The 15455-nt window shown below is 64.2% G+C and carries 13 protein-coding genes and 1 pseudogene; 7 read left to right on the forward strand and 7 right to left on the reverse strand.

Features of this window, described 5'->3' with window-relative positions:
- The first annotated feature begins 64 nt into the window (after positions 1-64).
- The 4 genes from ACD578_RS04560 (at position 65) to groL (ending at position 3344) form a co-directional block, all read left to right on the forward strand.
- Entirely contained in the window at positions 65-820 is a 756-nt protein-coding gene (locus tag ACD578_RS04560; RefSeq protein ID WP_404291270.1) for a rhodanese-related sulfurtransferase, read from the forward strand.
- Entirely contained in the window at positions 813-1025 is a 213-nt protein-coding gene (locus ACD578_RS04565; protein WP_152710453.1) for a SlyX family protein, read from the forward strand. Before ACD578_RS04560 ends, ACD578_RS04565 begins: the two co-directional genes overlap by 8 nt.
- A gap of 324 nt (positions 1026-1349) precedes the next feature.
- Positions 1350-1664, forward strand: a complete 315-nt coding sequence (gene groES / locus ACD578_RS04570; protein WP_404291272.1) for a co-chaperone GroES — start codon at positions 1350-1352, stop codon at positions 1662-1664.
- 54 nt (positions 1665-1718) lie between these two features.
- Complete coding sequence (gene groL, locus ACD578_RS04575; protein WP_404291274.1) at positions 1719-3344, forward strand: chaperonin GroEL; 1626 nt, start codon at positions 1719-1721, stop codon at positions 3342-3344.
- 82 nt (positions 3345-3426) lie between these two features.
- On the opposite strand, the gene ACD578_RS04580 is transcribed toward groL, so the two are convergent.
- Positions 3427-4218 carry a hypothetical protein gene (locus ACD578_RS04580; RefSeq protein ID WP_404291276.1) on the reverse strand — a complete coding sequence of 264 codons (792 nt, stop codon included), beginning with the start codon at positions 4216-4218 and terminating at the stop codon, positions 3427-3429.
- Between the two features lie 536 nt (positions 4219-4754).
- Between ACD578_RS04580 and ACD578_RS04585 the strand changes: the two genes are divergently transcribed.
- Both ACD578_RS04585 and ACD578_RS04590 read left to right on the forward strand, forming a co-directional pair.
- Positions 4755-5843, forward strand: a complete 1089-nt coding sequence (locus tag ACD578_RS04585) for a TRAP transporter substrate-binding protein (protein ID WP_404291278.1) — start codon at positions 4755-4757, stop codon at positions 5841-5843.
- 168 nt (positions 5844-6011) lie between these two features.
- Complete coding sequence (locus ACD578_RS04590; RefSeq protein ID WP_404291280.1) at positions 6012-7010, forward strand: LLM class flavin-dependent oxidoreductase; 999 nt, start codon at positions 6012-6014, stop codon at positions 7008-7010.
- Between the two features lie 148 nt (positions 7011-7158).
- Here ACD578_RS04590 and ACD578_RS04595 read toward each other — a convergent pair whose 3' ends face one another.
- The 3 genes and pseudogenes from ACD578_RS04595 to ACD578_RS04605 form a co-directional block, all read right to left on the reverse strand.
- Positions 7159-8001: an ABC transporter permease gene (locus ACD578_RS04595; protein ID WP_152710447.1), complete on the reverse strand. Its 843-nt coding sequence runs from the start codon at positions 7999-8001 to the stop codon at positions 7159-7161.
- Positions 7998-8944 (reverse strand): annotated as a pseudogene (locus tag ACD578_RS04600) (ABC transporter permease). Before ACD578_RS04600 ends, ACD578_RS04595 begins: the two are co-directional and overlap by 4 nt.
- 207 nt (positions 8945-9151) lie before the next feature.
- Positions 9152-10633 (reverse strand): ABC transporter substrate-binding protein, encoded by a 1482-nt coding sequence (locus ACD578_RS04605; protein WP_404291282.1) that lies wholly within the window; start codon positions 10631-10633, stop codon positions 9152-9154.
- 200 nt (positions 10634-10833) lie between these two features.
- On the opposite strand from ACD578_RS04605, the gene ACD578_RS04610 reads away from it, so the two are divergent.
- Entirely contained in the window at positions 10834-11121 is a 288-nt protein-coding gene (locus tag ACD578_RS04610; protein WP_404291284.1) for a DUF2218 domain-containing protein, read from the forward strand.
- Between the two features lie 156 nt (positions 11122-11277).
- Here the strand turns inward: ACD578_RS04610 and ACD578_RS04615 are convergent, their stop codons facing one another.
- From ACD578_RS04615 to ACD578_RS04625, 3 genes are all read right to left on the reverse strand, one after another.
- Positions 11278-12027 (reverse strand): SDR family oxidoreductase, encoded by a 750-nt coding sequence (locus ACD578_RS04615; protein ID WP_404291286.1) that lies wholly within the window; start codon positions 12025-12027, stop codon positions 11278-11280.
- Positions 12028-12262: 235 nt separating this feature from the next.
- Positions 12263-13735, reverse strand: coding sequence for an aldehyde dehydrogenase family protein (locus ACD578_RS04620; protein ID WP_404291288.1), 1473 nt, complete (start codon positions 13733-13735; stop codon positions 12263-12265).
- Between the two features lie 13 nt (positions 13736-13748).
- Positions 13749-15362, reverse strand: coding sequence for an ABC transporter ATP-binding protein (locus tag ACD578_RS04625; protein WP_404293698.1), 1614 nt, complete (start codon positions 15360-15362; stop codon positions 13749-13751).
- Positions 15363-15455 lie beyond the last annotated feature (93 nt).

Genomic DNA, 15455 nt, shown 5'->3' on the forward strand with positions numbered 1-15455 from the left:
GGGGCGACACCAAGGACGGGATGTGTGGGTTTCCCGCCTCGGCTCCGGCTGATAAACAGCGGCCATGACGTACGAAGTTGCCGCCCTTTACCAGTTCGTTCCGTTGCCGGACTTCCGGGAGCTGAAGGACCCGCTGCACAAGCTCTGCCTGGAACTTGGGGTCAGGGGCACGCTCCTGCTTGCCCACGAGGGCATCAACGGGACGGTCGCCGGAAGCCATGAGGCCGTCGATGCGCTCATGATCGAGCTGCGCGAGGGTACGCTGTTCATGGGCCGTCTCAACAATCTCGAGCTCAAGTTCTCGACCGCGACGGAGATGCCGTTCAAGCGGATGAAGGTGCGGCTCAAGAAGGAGATCGTGACCCTCGGCGATCCGCAGACCGACCCGCTGCGCCGGGTCGGAACCTATGTGACGCCGGCCGAGTGGAACGGGCTGCTGGAAGAGCCTGGTATTGTCCTGCTCGACACCCGCAACGATTTCGAGGTCGAGATGGGCACCTTCGAAGGGGCGGTCGACCCGCGGATCAAGCGCTTCAGCGAGTTCAAGGATTTCGTGAGGAACGAGCTCGATCCGGCGCAGCACAGGAGGGTCGCCATGTTCTGCACCGGCGGCATCCGCTGCGAGAAGGCCAGCTCCTACATGCTGGCGCAAGGATTCGAGGAGGTGTTCCATCTCAAAGGCGGCATCCTCAAATACCTTGAAGAGGTTCCGGAAGCGGAGAGCCGCTGGAATGGCGGATGCTTCGTCTTCGACGAGCGGGTCGCGCTTGGCCACGGGCTCGTGGAGCAGGCGGGCGAGACGGGACAATCCGATGAGTGATCTTGAGGCCCGCATCGAAGCGCTCGAGGTGCGCGTCGCGTATCAGGACCAGATGATCGAGGATCTGAACCAGACCGTCATTGCCCAGTGGAAGCAGATCGACAGCCTGAAGCGCCAGCTCAACGAACTGCTCGACCGCGTCCAGGAGGTCGCGGACAATGCGGGTGGACCATCGGCGCCCGAGCCTCCGCCGCCGCATTACTAGCCGATCGAAAGATCATACCGGGGCTGCGGAACAGAACCCGGGAGCGCTTTCAAACTCTCCATGTCATGGCCGGGCTTGTTCCGGCCATCTCGATTGTCTGGAGCGTAGCGCTTTTCATGACCGGCACGAGGCCGATGACGACGGGGAGAGAAGCGCCCAGTTTTGCGCCCGATAGGCGAATTGCCGCCCTGTTCCCAGGAGTGCCAAATTTTTTTTATCGCTCCTCTTGAACGGTAAAGCTTGTTCAACCAAATCATCGGCCGCGGAGGCCCGCAGAGGCTCCGCGTGAACAGTTAACATGCTGATATCATTGGAGGAAGCTTCATGAAGTTCCGTCCTTTGCACGACCGTATCGTGGTCAAGCGCATCGATGCCGAGGAGAAGACGGCCGGCGGGATCATCATCCCCGACACGGCCAAGGAGAAGCCCCAGCAGGGCGAGGTAATCGCTGTCGGTCCCGGCGCCCGCAACGAGCAGGGCCAGCTCGTTCCCCTCGACGTCCGGGTCGGCGACACCGTGCTCTTCGGCAAGTGGTCCGGCACGGAAGTGAAGATCGATGGCGAGGATCTCCTGATCATGAAGGAGAGCGACATCATGGGCGTGCTGGAGCAGGCCGCCGCCCAGAAGAAGGCCGCGTAAGGCCGATCCCATTCAGAGTCACACATCGTTACGTCTCATCAGGAGTGACGGACAATGGCTGCTAAGGAAGTCAAATTTGCCCTGGACGCCCGCGAGAAGATGCTCCGTGGCGTCGACATTCTCGCCGATGCCGTGAAGGTCACGCTCGGGCCCAAGGGCCGCAACGTGGTGATCGAGAAGTCCTTCGGCGCGCCGCGCATCACCAAGGACGGCGTCACCGTCGCCAAGGAGATCGAGCTCGCCGACAAGTTCGAGAACATGGGCGCCCAGATGGTGCGCGAAGTGGCCTCGAAACAGAACGACCGCGCCGGCGACGGCACCACTACCGCGACCGTGCTCGCCCAGTCCATCGTGAAGGAAGGCGCCAAGGCCGTGGCTGCCGGCATGAACCCGATGGACCTCAAGCGCGGCATCGACATGGCCGTCGAAGCCGTGGTGGCGGACCTCAAGGCGAACGCCAAGAAGGTGACCTCGAACGATGAGGTCGCCCAGGTCGGCACCATCTCGGCCAACGGCGACAAGGACATCGGCGAGATGATCGCCCATGCCATGCAGAAGGTCGGCAACGAGGGTGTCATCACCGTCGAGGAAGCCAAGACCGCTGAGACCGAGCTCGAGGTGGTGGAGGGCATGCAGTTCGACCGCGGCTATCTCTCGCCGTACTTCATCACCAACGCCGAGAAGATGGTGGCCGAGCTCGAGGATCCCTACATCCTCATCCACGAGAAGAAGCTCTCGTCGCTCCAGCCGATGCTGCCGATCCTCGAAGCCGTCGTTCAGACCGGCAAGCCGCTCCTCATCATCGCCGAGGATGTGGAAGGCGAGGCTCTCGCCACCCTGGTGGTCAACAAGCTGCGTGGCGGCCTGAAGATCGCCGCCGTGAAGGCTCCGGGCTTCGGCGACCGCCGCAAGGCCATGCTCGAGGACATCGCCGTTCTCACCAAGGGCCAGGTTGCGTCCGAGGATCTCGGCATCAAGCTCGAGAACGTGACCCTCAACATGCTCGGCCGCGCCAAGAAGGTGGTGATCGAGAAGGAGAACACCACGATCGTCGATGGCGCGGGCGATAAGCGCGACATCGAAGCCCGTGTCGGCCAGATCAAGGCGCAGATCGAGGAGACCACCTCGGATTACGACCGTGAGAAGCTCCAGGAGCGTTTGGCCAAGCTCGCAGGCGGCGTCGCAGTGATCCGCGTCGGCGGAGCGACCGAGGTCGAGGTGAAGGAGAAGAAGGACCGCGTCGACGACGCCATGCACGCCACCAAGGCAGCCGTCGAGGAAGGCATCCTGCCCGGCGGCGGCGTGGCCCTGCTGCGTGCCCTCAAGGCTCTCGAGACGGTGAAGCCTGCCAACGACGATCAGAAGACCGGCGTCGAAATCGTGCGCCGCGCGCTTCAGTCTCCGGCGCGTCAGATCGCTCTCAATGCCGGCGAAGACGGCTCCGTGATCGTCGGCAAGGTGGCCGAAGCCGAGGACTACTCCGCCGGCTGGAACGCTCAGACCGGTGAGTATGGCGACCTCTACAAGTTCGGCATCATCGATCCGGCGAAGGTCGTCCGTGTCGCCCTCGAGGACGCCGCTTCCGTCGCGGGCCTTCTCATCACCACCGAGGCCATGATCGCCGAGAAGCCGAAGAAGGAGACCGCTCCGGCGATGCCGGCCGGCGGCATGGACTTCTAAGAGCTCCGGCTTCATCGGAAGCATAGGGACGGCGCCGTGAAACCGGCGCCGTTTTCTTTCGGCTCACGGCCTCCCCAGCATTCTAACGATGCCGGATCAGGGAGCCGTCGTCCGGCTCGGCCACGCTGGTTCTAATCGAGCCGGTCGCTTCCTCAGGCGCGCTCTTGCGCAGCTGGTTCACGAAGGCCGTCAGACTGTTCGCCTTTTCCGGTTCGGGAGCCAGGAAGACAAGAGCGCTGCTGTCGAACGGCTCCTCCTCGATCGTCCCGTCGATCATGATCGTCGTCTTGATGCCCGTCTGCATATCGAAGGAGACGGACTTCACCTTCGTCTGACGCTGCGGGGCGACCGGTTCGGCGATCACGAGGGATGCCGTCGACGCCGACATTCGGATTGGCTTGGCCGGCGCTCGGACCACGACGATGGGCTTCTGAGCATCCTTGGCGGCGGAAGCCTGACGTGGCTGCTTGTCCTGTGGCTGCTTGTCCTGAGGCTTCTTGTCGGAATCGCCGACGCGGTCTGGGACGGGTTGGGAAACCGCCATGTACTCCGTCGGGCCGGAAAGGATTTGCCGAAGCCGCTCATCCGCCTCTTTGGCCTCCTTCTGCGTGGAGGATCCGAAGGCTGCCGCGAGAGGGTTCTTGGATTTTTCCACATCGGCCTTTGCCTTTGCAGCCTCGGCCGTCTTTGCAGCCGCAATCCGCTTCCTGGCCTCGGCCGTCTGGGCGTGATTGTTGGTGCTGTAGGAATACTGTTTTCCGTTGATCTCGTAGCGGACCAACCGGGCCTCCGCCCCACCGAACATCATCCCTTGCGCGACGATGGAGGCACCAAGCAACATAAGCGTCTTGTTCATCGGCCTATAAGAGCGCATTGGCTCTTCCCCTTGCTCGAGTCAAACTCATTTAATAACTGTGGCGAATCTGTGGTCGACAGTAAGTAATGCGCTGACTCGTTCGAGGTATGCTTCCGTAATACTGATGCTTTTTAAGTAAATGCTACAGGATTCACATCGGTTACTAATGAGGATTATTTATCTTCGGGATGACTAAGTTCATCTACTTTATATCATTGTAATACGGCTCTGGAGAGGTGGCAGAACGGCTTGTTTGCAACGTTTTTCCCTGTTTGGCATGCAAGCTTGGCGGGCTGGGGCTGCGCTGAGATCATGCCCAATGGCCCATCGCGGCGACACATGGACGGAATCCCGTTCAGCGTCCGGAGCCACACCCTCGTCATATCAACGACTTGACGCCGAAGCGGCCCAAGGAACAGGGGGAGGGAGATCCGGTTGCCATGGATAGAGCGATGCGACCTTCGTCTTTCGTCTAGCTTTACTCAGGGTCATCCATCGCTTGTTACCGAGCCTTCCTCAAAGCGCGACATGCCCTCGAACTGGAGTAGGCACCCATGAAACGCCGTAATTTTCTCGCCACGGCTGGCGCCGGCCTCGCCGCAGGCGCCGTCGCCAAGCCCGCCATTGCTCAGTCCAATCCGGAAATCCGCTGGCGTCTGACCTCGGGCTTCCCGAAGTCGCTCGACACCATCTATGGCGGCGCCGACTTCCTGGCGAAATTCGTTTCGGAGGCAACGGAAGGCAAGTTCCAGATCCAGCCGTTCTCGGCCGGTGAGATCGTGGGTACCTTCCAGGCTGCCGACGCCGTGTCTTCCGGCACGGTCGAGATGGCCCACACGGCCGCTTACTACTATGTCGGCAAGGACCCGACCTTCGCGGCTGCCGCGGCGGTGCCGTTCACGCTCAACGCCCGCCAGCTCAATGCCTGGCAGTATCACGGCGGCGGCATCGGCCTCGTGAACGAATTCATGGCCAAGCACAACCTCTACGCTCTTCCCGGCGGCAACACCGGCACCCAGATGGGTGGCTGGTTCCGCAAGGAGATCAAAACGGTTCAAGACCTGCAGGGCCTGAAGATGCGCATCGCCGGCATCGCCGGTCAGGTGATGGCGAAGCTCGGCGTCATTCCGCAGCAGGTGGCGGGTGGTGACATCTACCCGTCGCTGGAGCGCGGCACCATCGATGCCGCCGAGTGGATCGGCCCCTACGACGACGAGAAGCTCGGCTTCCAGAAAGTCGCCCCGTACTACTACTATCCGGGCTTCTGGGAGGGCGGCCTGACTCTGCACTTCATGTTCAACAAGGGAAAGTGGGAATCCCTGCCGAAGAACTATCAGGCGATCCTGCAGGCAGGCTGCATGGCCGCCAACATGGACATGCTCGCCAAATACGATGCCAAGAACCCGGCCGCTTTGCGCAGCCTGGTGGGTGCCGGCGCTCAGCTGCGTCCGTTCTCGCAGGAGATCCTCGACGCCGCCTACAAGGCGACGAACGAGGTCTATGCGGAGATCTCCGCCCAGAATGCGGACTTCAAGAAGCTGATCGACTCGCTTCGCGCCTTCCGCAACGAGGAATACCTCTGGTTCCAAGTGGCCGAATACGCCTTCGACACCTACATGATCCGCGCCCGCACCCGCGGCTGATCCCCGTTCCATCGAGCCATCGAAAAGCCCGGCGTCGAAAGCGCCGGGTTTTTCTTTGCAGGGCTGCCGTGCCCCGAGCGGGCGGCTTCACGGGTTGCATCCGGGGCTCTGAATGATGATCTCATGGCAACCCTCGTTCGGCTTTGAACCGCACCAGAAAGATTGTCCATGCCTCCCTTTTCCGTTCTCGATCTCGCGCCCGTTCCCGAAGGCTTCACGCCCTCCGATGCCCTGCGCAACACCCTCGATCTGGCACAGCACGCCGAACGGTGGGGCTACAATCGCTACTGGCTGGCCGAGCACCACAACATGGTCGGCATCGCGAGTGCGGCGACGAGCGTGGTGATCGCCCATGTGGCCGGCGGCACCAGGACCATGCGCATCGGCGCGGGCGGCATCATGCTGCCGAACCACTCGCCCCTGGTCATCGCCGAGCAGTTCGGCACCCTGGACGCCCTGTTCCCGGGGCGCATCGATCTCGGCGTCGGCCGTGCCCCAGGCACCGATCAGCGAACGCTGCGGGCTTTGCGGCGCGATCCGACCTCCGCCGATACCTTCCCGCAGGATGTGCTCGAACTGCAGGCGCTCCTCGCGGCCGTGCAGCCCGATCAGGCGATCCAGGCGGTGCCGGGGGCGGGCTCGAACGTGCCGATCTGGATCCTCGGCTCCAGCCTGTTCGGCGCGCAGCTCGCGGCGATGCTCGGCCTGCCTTATGCCTTCGCGTCGCATTTCGCGCCCGGTGCCCTGATGCAGGCGCTGCAGGTCTATCGCGAGCGCTTCCAGCCCTCGGCCCAGCTCGACCGGCCTTATGCCATGGTCGGCGTCAACGTGATCGCTGCCGATACGGACGACGAGGCGCGCCATCTCTTCACCTCGGCGCAGCAATCCTTCACCAATCTGTTCCGCGGCGCCCGCGGCAAGCTCCAGCCGCCCATCGACGACATCGAGAGCTATTGGTCGCCGCATGAGAAGGCGCAGGCCATGAACATGCTGTCCCGCTCCTTCGTCGGGTCACCCAAGACGGTGCAGGGCGGGCTGGAGACTTTCATCGCGGAGACCGGCGCCGACGAGGTGATGGTCGCGGCCGCGATCTACGACCATTCCAAGCGTCTGCGCTCCTACGAGATCCTCAGCGACGTGCGGGGGGCGATGAAGACGGCGGCTTAGAGTGTTTCGGTAACGACTGCCCTCATCCTGAGGAGGTCGCGAAGCGACCGTCTCGAAGGAGGATCCAGTGCTCGCTGGAAGCTCCTTCGAGACGCAGACTGCGTCTGCTCCTCAGGATGAGGGCGGCACATGATTTTGTTGGGTGCTCCTAAGCGGTGGCGCCTCTGCCTTTCAACGTCGGGTCGAGTGCATCGCGCAGACCGTCGCCCAACAGGTTCAGGCCCAGCACCGAGAGCGCAATGGCGATGCCGGGCGCGATGGCGAGGTGAGGGGCCTGCGAGAGATAGGTCTGCGCATCGCTCAGCATGCGGCCCCAGCTCGGATTGGGCGGGCGCACGCCAAGGCCGAGATAGCTCAGGCCCGCTTCGGTCAGGATGGCGAGCGCGAGCTGGATCGTCACCTGGACGATGAGCGCGCCCGCGATGTTCGGCATCACGTCCTCCCAGGTGATCCGCAAGGGATGCTTGCCGATGGCGCGGGCTGCCGCGATGTAGTCGAGCGTCCAGACCTGGAGCGCGACGCCGCGCGTAACGCGGGCGAACACGGGGATGTTGAACACCGCAATCGCCAGGATCGCCGCGAGAGGGCCGGAGCCCACGAGCGCTCCGATCATGATCGCGGACAGCACGGCGGGGAAAGCGAAGACCACGTCCGACACGCGCATGGCGATCTCGTCGGCGATGCCCTTCCAGGCCGCCGCCGCGCAGCCGATGGCGGTGCCGATGGCGGCTCCCAACAGAACGGCCGGCCAGGCGATGGCGAGCGAATTCCAGGCACCTACCATGAGGAGCGAAGCGACGTCGCGACCGAAATGATCTGTGCCGAGAAGGCCGACTTCTCCGGGGCCTTTCAGGCGCATGGCGACACGCACGCGGGTCGGCACCTCCGGCGTCCAGACGAGCGACACGAGCGCGGTGACGATGAGCAGCGCGGTGAGAATGCCGCCGACGACGAGGGCGGTGTTCAAGGGAATGCGGGAGCGCTTGCTCATGACCGTCCCCTGAGGCGCGGATCGAGGATGGCATAGCCGATATCGACGATGAAATTCACCACGATGACGAGGCCGGAAAAGATCAGCACAATGTCCTTGATCACCACGAGGTCGCGCTGGTTGAGCGCCTGATAGGCGAGCCGTCCGAGGCCCGGCAGGTTGAACACGTTCTCCACGAGGATCGCACCGCCGAAGAAGAACGAGAGCTGCAAGCCGAGGATGGTGGTGACCGGAATGAGCGCGTTCGGCACCACGTGCCGGCGCAGCGTTCCTCCCTGTCGACGCCTTTGGCGCGGGCGGTGCGCACGAAATCGGCGCCGATCACTTCGAGTGTCGCCGAGCGGGTCACGCGGGTGAGCACAGCGGCCTGCGGCAACGCAAGGGCCACGGCGGGCAGGAGAAGCGCCTGGAAGGCAGGCCAGATCCCCGCGCTCCAGCCGGGAAAGCCTCCGGCCGGAAACCAGCCGAGCCAGGTCGAGAAGAAGAGAATGAACAGAAGGCCGATCCAGAAATTCGGCACCGCCACGCCGAGCTGGCTGAACACGAGCACGGCGCGATCCACCGCTCCGTCGCGCCGCGCCGCGGCCGCGACGCCGAGCGGAAGCGCAAGCGCAGTCGAGATGAGAATGGCGAGCAGGCTCAACGGCAGCGTCACGTTCATGCGCTCGGCCACGAGCGTGGACACCGGCATCTTGTACGTGATCGAGGTGCCGAGGTCGCCGTGCAGCAGGCCGCCGATCCATTGCAGGTAGCGCACGAGCGCCGGCTGATCGAGCCCGAGCTCCTGCCGCAAGGCCGCGAGCGTATCTTCGCGGGCAGCCGTGCCGAGCATGATCGCGGCCGGATCGCCCGGCAGGACTTCCAGGATCAGGAAGATTGCGAGCGAGACCGCCAGAAGGGTGACTGCCAGCGAGACAAGTCGGGATAATACAAGACGCAGCATGAGTTCATGAACCCGGCTTTCCCTCCCCACATGGGGAAGGGGTGACGTGACTGGATGCGGCGACACCCCTCCCGGCGTCATGGCCGGCCTTGTCCCGGCCATCTCGATTGGAAAAGCGCCGTGCCTTTCAGATCGGGATCACCGGCACGAGGCCGGTGATGACGTGGAGAATCCTCCTGGAGGACGGCGCGAGAATACGCCCCGGTTTCACTCCGTCCAGGACACTTCCGTCACGTCGTTCGACGGGATCGGGGAGTTTTCCCACAGGCCCTGCACTTTTGCGTTCCACACCCCGAGCTTCGGCAGCTGGAACAGGAAGAGGGCAGGGACGTCCTCGGCCAGGATCTTCTGCGCCTCCGCGTATTTGGCGTAGCGTGCCTTCTCGTCCGTGGTCTTGGCGGCTTCCGCCAGAACGGCTTTGAACTTGTCGTTCTTGTAATTGAAGTAATAGCTGTCGCGGGCGAAGATATCGATGTCGAGCGGCTCCGTATGGGACACGATGGTGACGTCGTAATCCTTGTTCTTGAAGACCTCCTCGATCCACTTCGCCGGGAATTCCGTCGGAATGATCTTCAGGTCCACACCGACCTCGGCCATCATGGCGGAGAGCAGCTCCGCCGAGCGGCTGGCATAGGCCATCTGGGGCGACTTGATGGTGATCGACAGACCGTTGCCGTAGCCTGCTTCCTTCAGCAGGGCCTTGGCCTTCTCCACATCGTAGGGAACGATATTGGTCGTATCGACGAAGGCCGGATGGTTCGGCGAGAAGAAGCTGCCGATGGGCTGGCCGAAGCCGGAATAAGCGCCTTCGACCAGCGCCTTGCGGTCGACCGCATGCATGAGGGCGCGGCGCACGCGCACGTCGTCGAAGGGCTTCTTGGCGCTGTTGAGGCCCGCGACGGTCTCGCCTTCCGTGTTGCCGGCCACCGCCTTGAAGCGCGGATCCTTCTGGAACTCGGCGAAGAGTTCGGGTGCTGCGAGATTCGGGAAGGCGTCCACATCGCCCGCTTTCACGGCGGCGACTTGGGCCTGCGAGTCGCTGATGAAGCGGAAGGTGACGTTGTCGAGCTTGATCTTGTCCTTCTGCCAGTAGTCCGGATTGCGCACGAGTTCGACCCGGTCGCCGCGCGTCCAGGACTTGAACTTGAAGGGACCGGTGCCGACCGGATTGGCGGCATTGCCGGCTGCAGTCTCCGGCGCCACGATCACCGCGTCGCCCCAGCCGAGATAGTAGAGGAAGTTGCCCGACGTCTCCTTCAGCTTGATCACCACGGTCGCCGGGTCGGGCGTCTCGATGGAGGCGATGGGCGCAAAGATCTGCTTCTGCGCATTGGTCGATTTCGGATCGCGGGCGCGGTCGAAGGCGAACTTCACGTCCGCTGAATCGAAGGTCGAGCCGTCATGGAACTTCACGCCCTCCTGCAGGCGGAACGTATAGGTCAGGCCATCGGGAGAGACCTCCCAGCTCTTCGCCAGGAGCGGCTGAACCTTGCCGGTCCGGTCGATGCGCACGAGGCCTTCGTAGAGGTTGACCCAGGTGACTTCGCGGATGGCCACGGGAGCCGCAACCGTCGGATCGAGGCCCGGCGGCTCGATGGGCATGCCCACCACGAGAGAGGTCTTGGCCGCAAAGGCCGGGATGACGCTGACGGAGAGGAGCAGGGCGGCAGTCAGGAGGCGCTTCGTCATCAGGGCTTGAACTCCATCAGGTATGGGCTGCGACAGGTCGCGGTGGGCCTAAGCTTACGCAGGACCGCGCCGGATGGAAGATGCTCATTACCGATTCTTCACTTAACTTCAGCGTGACCGAAGCCTAAGCATCGGGAGTGAACGGATCCGCCGGACGCCGGCCTGTTCAAGGCCGCAGGCGGAATGAAAGGCTTGAAATCATGGTTCTTGAGACCGCACGGGTGCCCACCGCCAACGGCGCCAGATACCTCCAGCAGCTCTGCAAGCACTGGAGCCACAAGCTGGACGTCCAGCTCTCGGAGAACGAAGGGATCGTCCGCTTCCCGGCCGCCGTCGCGACCATGAAGGCAGACCCGGAGGCGCTGACCGTGAGAGTGGAAGCGCAGGACCACGAGACGCTCCAGCGGATGAAAGGCGTTGTCGCCTCCCATCTCGACCGGTTCGCTTTCAAGGAGGCTCCGCTTCCGTTCGAGTGGTCGAAGGGATGACGTGCTCTTTCCCTCCCCTGAGGAGGGACCGACCGGGAGAGAACTTCACATCGAGATGGCCGGGCTTGTCCCGGCCATCTCGATGTGAAGAGCGATGCGCTTTTCAAATCGGGATCACCGGCACGAGGCCGGTGATGACGTCGGAGGGAACTCGTCCTAAATGCACCGCCCGCCGTCGACCTCCAGAACAACGCCGGTGATCATGCTGGCTTCGTCGGACGCGAGATAGAGCGCCGCGTTGGCGATGTCCTGCGGGGTGGAGAAGCGGCCGAGCGGGATCGAGTTGACGAACAGCTCGCGCTTCTGGGGCGTGTCTTCGCCCATGAAGGTGGCGAGCAGCGGCGTCTCGCCGGCCACGGGGGCCAGCGCGCAGACGCGGATCTTGTTGGGAGCGAGTTCCACGGCCATGGACTTGGTCATGGTGTGCACGGCGCCCTTGGTGCTGTTGTACCAGGTGAGGCCGGGACGCGGGCGCAGGCCGGCTGTCGAGCCGACGTTGATGATCGCGCCGCCGCCCTGGTTCTGCATCAGCGGAACCGCCGCCTTGGCGAAGAGATAAATTGACTTCACGTTGACCGCGAAGACCCGGTCGAACTCGTCTTCCTCCACCTCCAACATCGGCCGGTTGCGATGGCTGATGCCGGCATTGTTGACGACGATGTCGAGCTTGCCGAAAGCGGCAACGGTCTTCTCGACCGCGGCATTCACATCGGCGGCCTTCGACACGTCGGCGGCAAGACCGATGGCGGCAGAACCGATCTTCTCCGCGGCGCTCTTGGCCGCCACTTCGTTGATGTCGATGATGGCGACCTTGGCGCCCTCGCGAGCGAACGTTTCCGCGATGCCCAGACCGAATCCGGAGCCGGCGCCCGTGACCAGCGCCACCTTGCCTTCAAGGCGATTCATGTTTCTTCCCTTTCATACGTCAACTTATTTCATCCTCCCCTCGTTTGGAGAGGCGCTTCATTTTCGTGTCCCTTCCCCTTGTAGGCAGGGGTGGGGGTGGTGAGACGGACGGAACGTCCTCTGACGTCATGGCCGGGCTTGTCCCGGCCATCCCGATCCTGTGAAGCGATGCGCTTTTCCAATCGAGATCACCGGCACAAGGCCGGTGATGACGTGGGAGGGTGAGCTGAGACGCCTACCCGTGCGCGATGACGAGCGTCTTCGTGGTGGTGAACTCGATCAGACCCTCGAAGCCCTTTTCGCGGCCGTGGCCCGAGCGGCCGAAGCCGCCGAAAGGCAGCTCGATGCCGCCGCCGGCGCCGTAGCAGTTCACGAAGACCTGCCCCGCGCGCATGGAACGGCCGACGCGGGTCGAGCGCATGGCGTCGCGGGTCCACACGCCCGCGGCAAGCCCGAAGGGCGTACCGTTCGCCAGCCGGATCGCCTCGGCTTCATCGTCGAAGGGCGTCGCCACCAGAACCGGGCCGAAGACCTCTTCCTGCGACAGGATGCTCTCGTGCGGGACGGGGGCCAGGAAGGCCGGAGCCACGTAATAGCCGCCCGCAGGCGCATCGGACGCCACCGCGCCTTCGCCGATGACGTTCAGCCCCTCGTTGCGGCCGCGCTCCAGGTAGCCGAGGACGCGGCGCTGCTGGGCCTGGTTGATCATCGGACCCAGATCGGGCTCGTGCTCTGGATGTCCGGCGCGAAGTGCGCGGAAGCGTTCCGCCACCGCATCGACCACATCCTGGAAGATGCCGCGCTGGATCAGAAGGCGGCTGCCCGCCGAGCAGGTCTGGCCGCCGTTCTGGATGATGGCATTGACGAGGGTCGGCAGGGCGCGCTCGAGATCGGCATCGTCGAACACGACCTGGGCCGACTTGCCGCCGAGTTCGAGGGTCACGCCCACATGATTCTTCGCCGCCGCCGTCTGGACCGCCGTGCCGGTCTCCGGGCTGCCGGTGAAGGACAGGAAGTCGATGCCAGGATGGGCAGAGAGCGCAGAACCCGCCGTGCGGCCGAGGCCCGTCACGACATTGATCGCGCCATCGGGGAAGCCGACTTCGCGGGCGAGCGCAGAGACGCGCAGGATCGTCAAAGACGCATCCTCCGCAGGCTTCACCACGGTGGCGTTGCCGGCGGCCAGAGCCGCGCCGACCGAACGGCCAAAGATCTGCATCGGGTAGTTCCACGGCACGATATGCCCGGTCACCCCGTGCGGCACCCGCTCGACGCCGATGAAATGGGTGTTGAGATAGGGGATCACGTCCCCGTGCAGCTTGTCGGCGGCGCTGCCGTAGAACTCGAAGTAGCGGGCGAGCGCGATGGCGTCGGCGCGCGACTGGCGCAGGGGCTTGCCGTTGTCGCGGCTTTCCAGGATGGCGAGTTCGTCGGCATGGGCCTCGACCACTGCCGCGAGCTTCATGAGCAGGCGCCCGCGCTCGGTCGCCGTCAGCTTGCCCCATGGGCCCTCGAGGGCAGTACGGGCGGCTTTCACGGCCTCGTCGATGTCCTGGGCCGTCCCGGCGGCGATCCGGGCGAGGAGCGAGCCGTCGACCGGCGAGAGGACGTCGAGATTCATGCCGTCCGAAGCCGGGCGGTCGCGTCCGCCAATGAGATTCTGGAACACCATGTTGGGCGCGAGCGTCGCGCTGACCTGATCGTTCATGGTCGTCGTCTCCCTAAATCATCTTGTTCATGCCCGGCACGGCGGCCAGGAGCTGGCGCGTATATGCGTCCCGCGGGTGGGCGAAGAGTTGCGCGGTTTCCGCCATCTCCACAATCCGCCCTTTTTGCATGACTGCCACGCGGTCGCAGATCTGGGCTGCCACCCGCAGATCGTGGGTGATGAACAGAATGGCAAGACCGAGCTCCTCCTGAAGCCCCCGGATCAGCTTGAGAATCTCGGCCTGGACCGACACGTCGAGGGCCGAGACGGCCTCGTCCGCCACCAGCACGTCCGGCTTCATGGCGAGCGCCCGGGCGATGCCGATGCGCTGGCGCTGGCCGCCGGAGAACTCGTGCGGATAGCGCTCGATGGCACGGGCGGGCAGGCCGACCTTTTCCAGGAGGATGCGGGCCTCGTCCAGGGCCTTGGCCGGGTCTTCTCCCTGTGTGATCGGTCCCTCGGCGATGATGCGCCCGACGGTGCGCCGCGGGTTGAGGGAGGCGAAGGGGTCCTGGAACACCATCTGGATCCGGCGCCGGTAGGGACGCAGCTCGCGCTGGGACAGGGCGCCGAAGTTCAGGTCTCCGATCTCGATGGCGCCTCCGTCGGGTTCGATCAGGCGCAGCACGCAGCGCCCGACCGTCGATTTGCCGGAACCGGATTCGCCCACGAGGCCGAGGGTCTCGCCGCGCCGGATATCGAAGCTCACGGCGTCGGCAGCCTGGACCTCGCGGCTTTTGCGGAAGAAGCCGCGTCCACCATAGGATTTGGTCAGGGCGTCGACCTTCAGGGTAATGGGCTGTCCCGCGAGCTGCTTCGGCGCCGGCGGGGTCAGAGAGGGCACCGCCGCCAGGAGGCGCTTGGTGTAGGGGTGCTGCGGGCGGGTCAGCACATCCTCGGCCGTTCCCTGCTCGACGAGTTCACCATGCTGCAGCACCGCGACCCGGTCGGCGATCTCGGCGACCACGCCGAAATCGTGGGTGATGAAGAGCACCGCCGTGCCCTTCTTGCGGCGCAGGTTGTCGATCAGCTTGAGCACCTGGGCCTGGGTCGTCACGTCGAGCGCGGTCGTCGGCTCGTCGGCAATCAGGAGCTTCGGCTCCAGGGCAAGCGCCATGGCGATCATCACCCGCTGGCGCTGGCCGCCGGAGAGCTCGTGCGGATAGGCCTTCGCGATCAGCTCGGGGTTCGGCAGGTTGACCTCGGTGAGGAGGTCGAGCACCCGGCGGTCGCGCTCGGCGGGCTTCAGCAGATTGTGGGCGCGAAAGGTTTCCGAGATCTGGTCCGCCACCCGCATCACCGGGTTGAGCGAGGTCATCGGCTCCTGGAACACGGTGCCGACCTCCCGGCCGCGAACGTCGCACCAGCCCGCCTCGTCCAGGCTCAAGAGATCCCGGTCGCCGAGCCTGATCGAGCCGGACAGGACCTGGACGCCGCCGGGCAGGAGACCGATGACCGCCATCGCGGTCATCGACTTGCCGGAGCCGGATTCCCCCACGACGCAAAGGGTCTCGCCCGGATTGATGGAAAGCGACAGGTCCTTGATCGCGTGCCGACGGTCGGCCAGGGCGGGGAGGCCGATGGAGAGGTTCTGGATCGACAGCACGGGGGAGGGGCTGCTCAACATCATGCTCCTGCTGGAGGGAAAGGCTCATCCTTGCGATCTCTGCCGCTTCGTCAATCCGTCTTGGCCGATGCCATGTTGAGAATGGTTTCAGCT

Origin of the sequence: Microvirga sp. RSM25 (assembly GCF_044784385.1) — a bacterium.
Taxonomy (GTDB): Bacteria; Pseudomonadota; Alphaproteobacteria; order Rhizobiales; family Beijerinckiaceae; genus Microvirga; species Microvirga tunisiensis.

Excerpts from the sequence above, each read along its gene's own strand:
- ACD578_RS04610 (WP_404291284.1), top strand. The coding sequence starts at position 10,834 with ATGGTTCTTGAGACCGCACGGGTGCCCACCGCCAACGGCGCCAGATAC.
- ACD578_RS04615 (WP_404291286.1), bottom strand. The coding sequence starts at position 12,027 with ATGAATCGCCTTGAAGGCAAGGTGGCGCTGGTCACGGGCGCCGGCTCC.
- ACD578_RS04620 (WP_404291288.1), bottom strand. The coding sequence starts at position 13,735 with ATGAACGATCAGGTCAGCGCGACGCTCGCGCCCAACATGGTGTTCCAG.
- groES (WP_404291272.1), top strand. The coding sequence starts at position 1,350 with ATGAAGTTCCGTCCTTTGCACGACCGTATCGTGGTCAAGCGCATCGAT.
- ACD578_RS04595 (WP_152710447.1), bottom strand. The coding sequence starts at position 8,001 with ATGAGCAAGCGCTCCCGCATTCCCTTGAACACCGCCCTCGTCGTCGGC.
- groL (WP_404291274.1), top strand. The coding sequence starts at position 1,719 with ATGGCTGCTAAGGAAGTCAAATTTGCCCTGGACGCCCGCGAGAAGATG.
- ACD578_RS04590 (WP_404291280.1), top strand. The coding sequence starts at position 6,012 with ATGCCTCCCTTTTCCGTTCTCGATCTCGCGCCCGTTCCCGAAGGCTTC.
- ACD578_RS04585 (WP_404291278.1), top strand. The coding sequence starts at position 4,755 with ATGAAACGCCGTAATTTTCTCGCCACGGCTGGCGCCGGCCTCGCCGCA.
- ACD578_RS04580 (WP_404291276.1), bottom strand. The coding sequence starts at position 4,218 with ATGCGCTCTTATAGGCCGATGAACAAGACGCTTATGTTGCTTGGTGCC.
- ACD578_RS04605 (WP_404291282.1), bottom strand. The coding sequence starts at position 10,633 with ATGACGAAGCGCCTCCTGACTGCCGCCCTGCTCCTCTCCGTCAGCGTC.
- ACD578_RS04625 (WP_404293698.1), bottom strand. The coding sequence starts at position 15,362 with ATGTTGAGCAGCCCCTCCCCCGTGCTGTCGATCCAGAACCTCTCCATC.
- ACD578_RS04560 (WP_404291270.1), top strand. The coding sequence starts at position 65 with ATGACGTACGAAGTTGCCGCCCTTTACCAGTTCGTTCCGTTGCCGGAC.
- ACD578_RS04565 (WP_152710453.1), top strand. The coding sequence starts at position 813 with ATGAGTGATCTTGAGGCCCGCATCGAAGCGCTCGAGGTGCGCGTCGCG.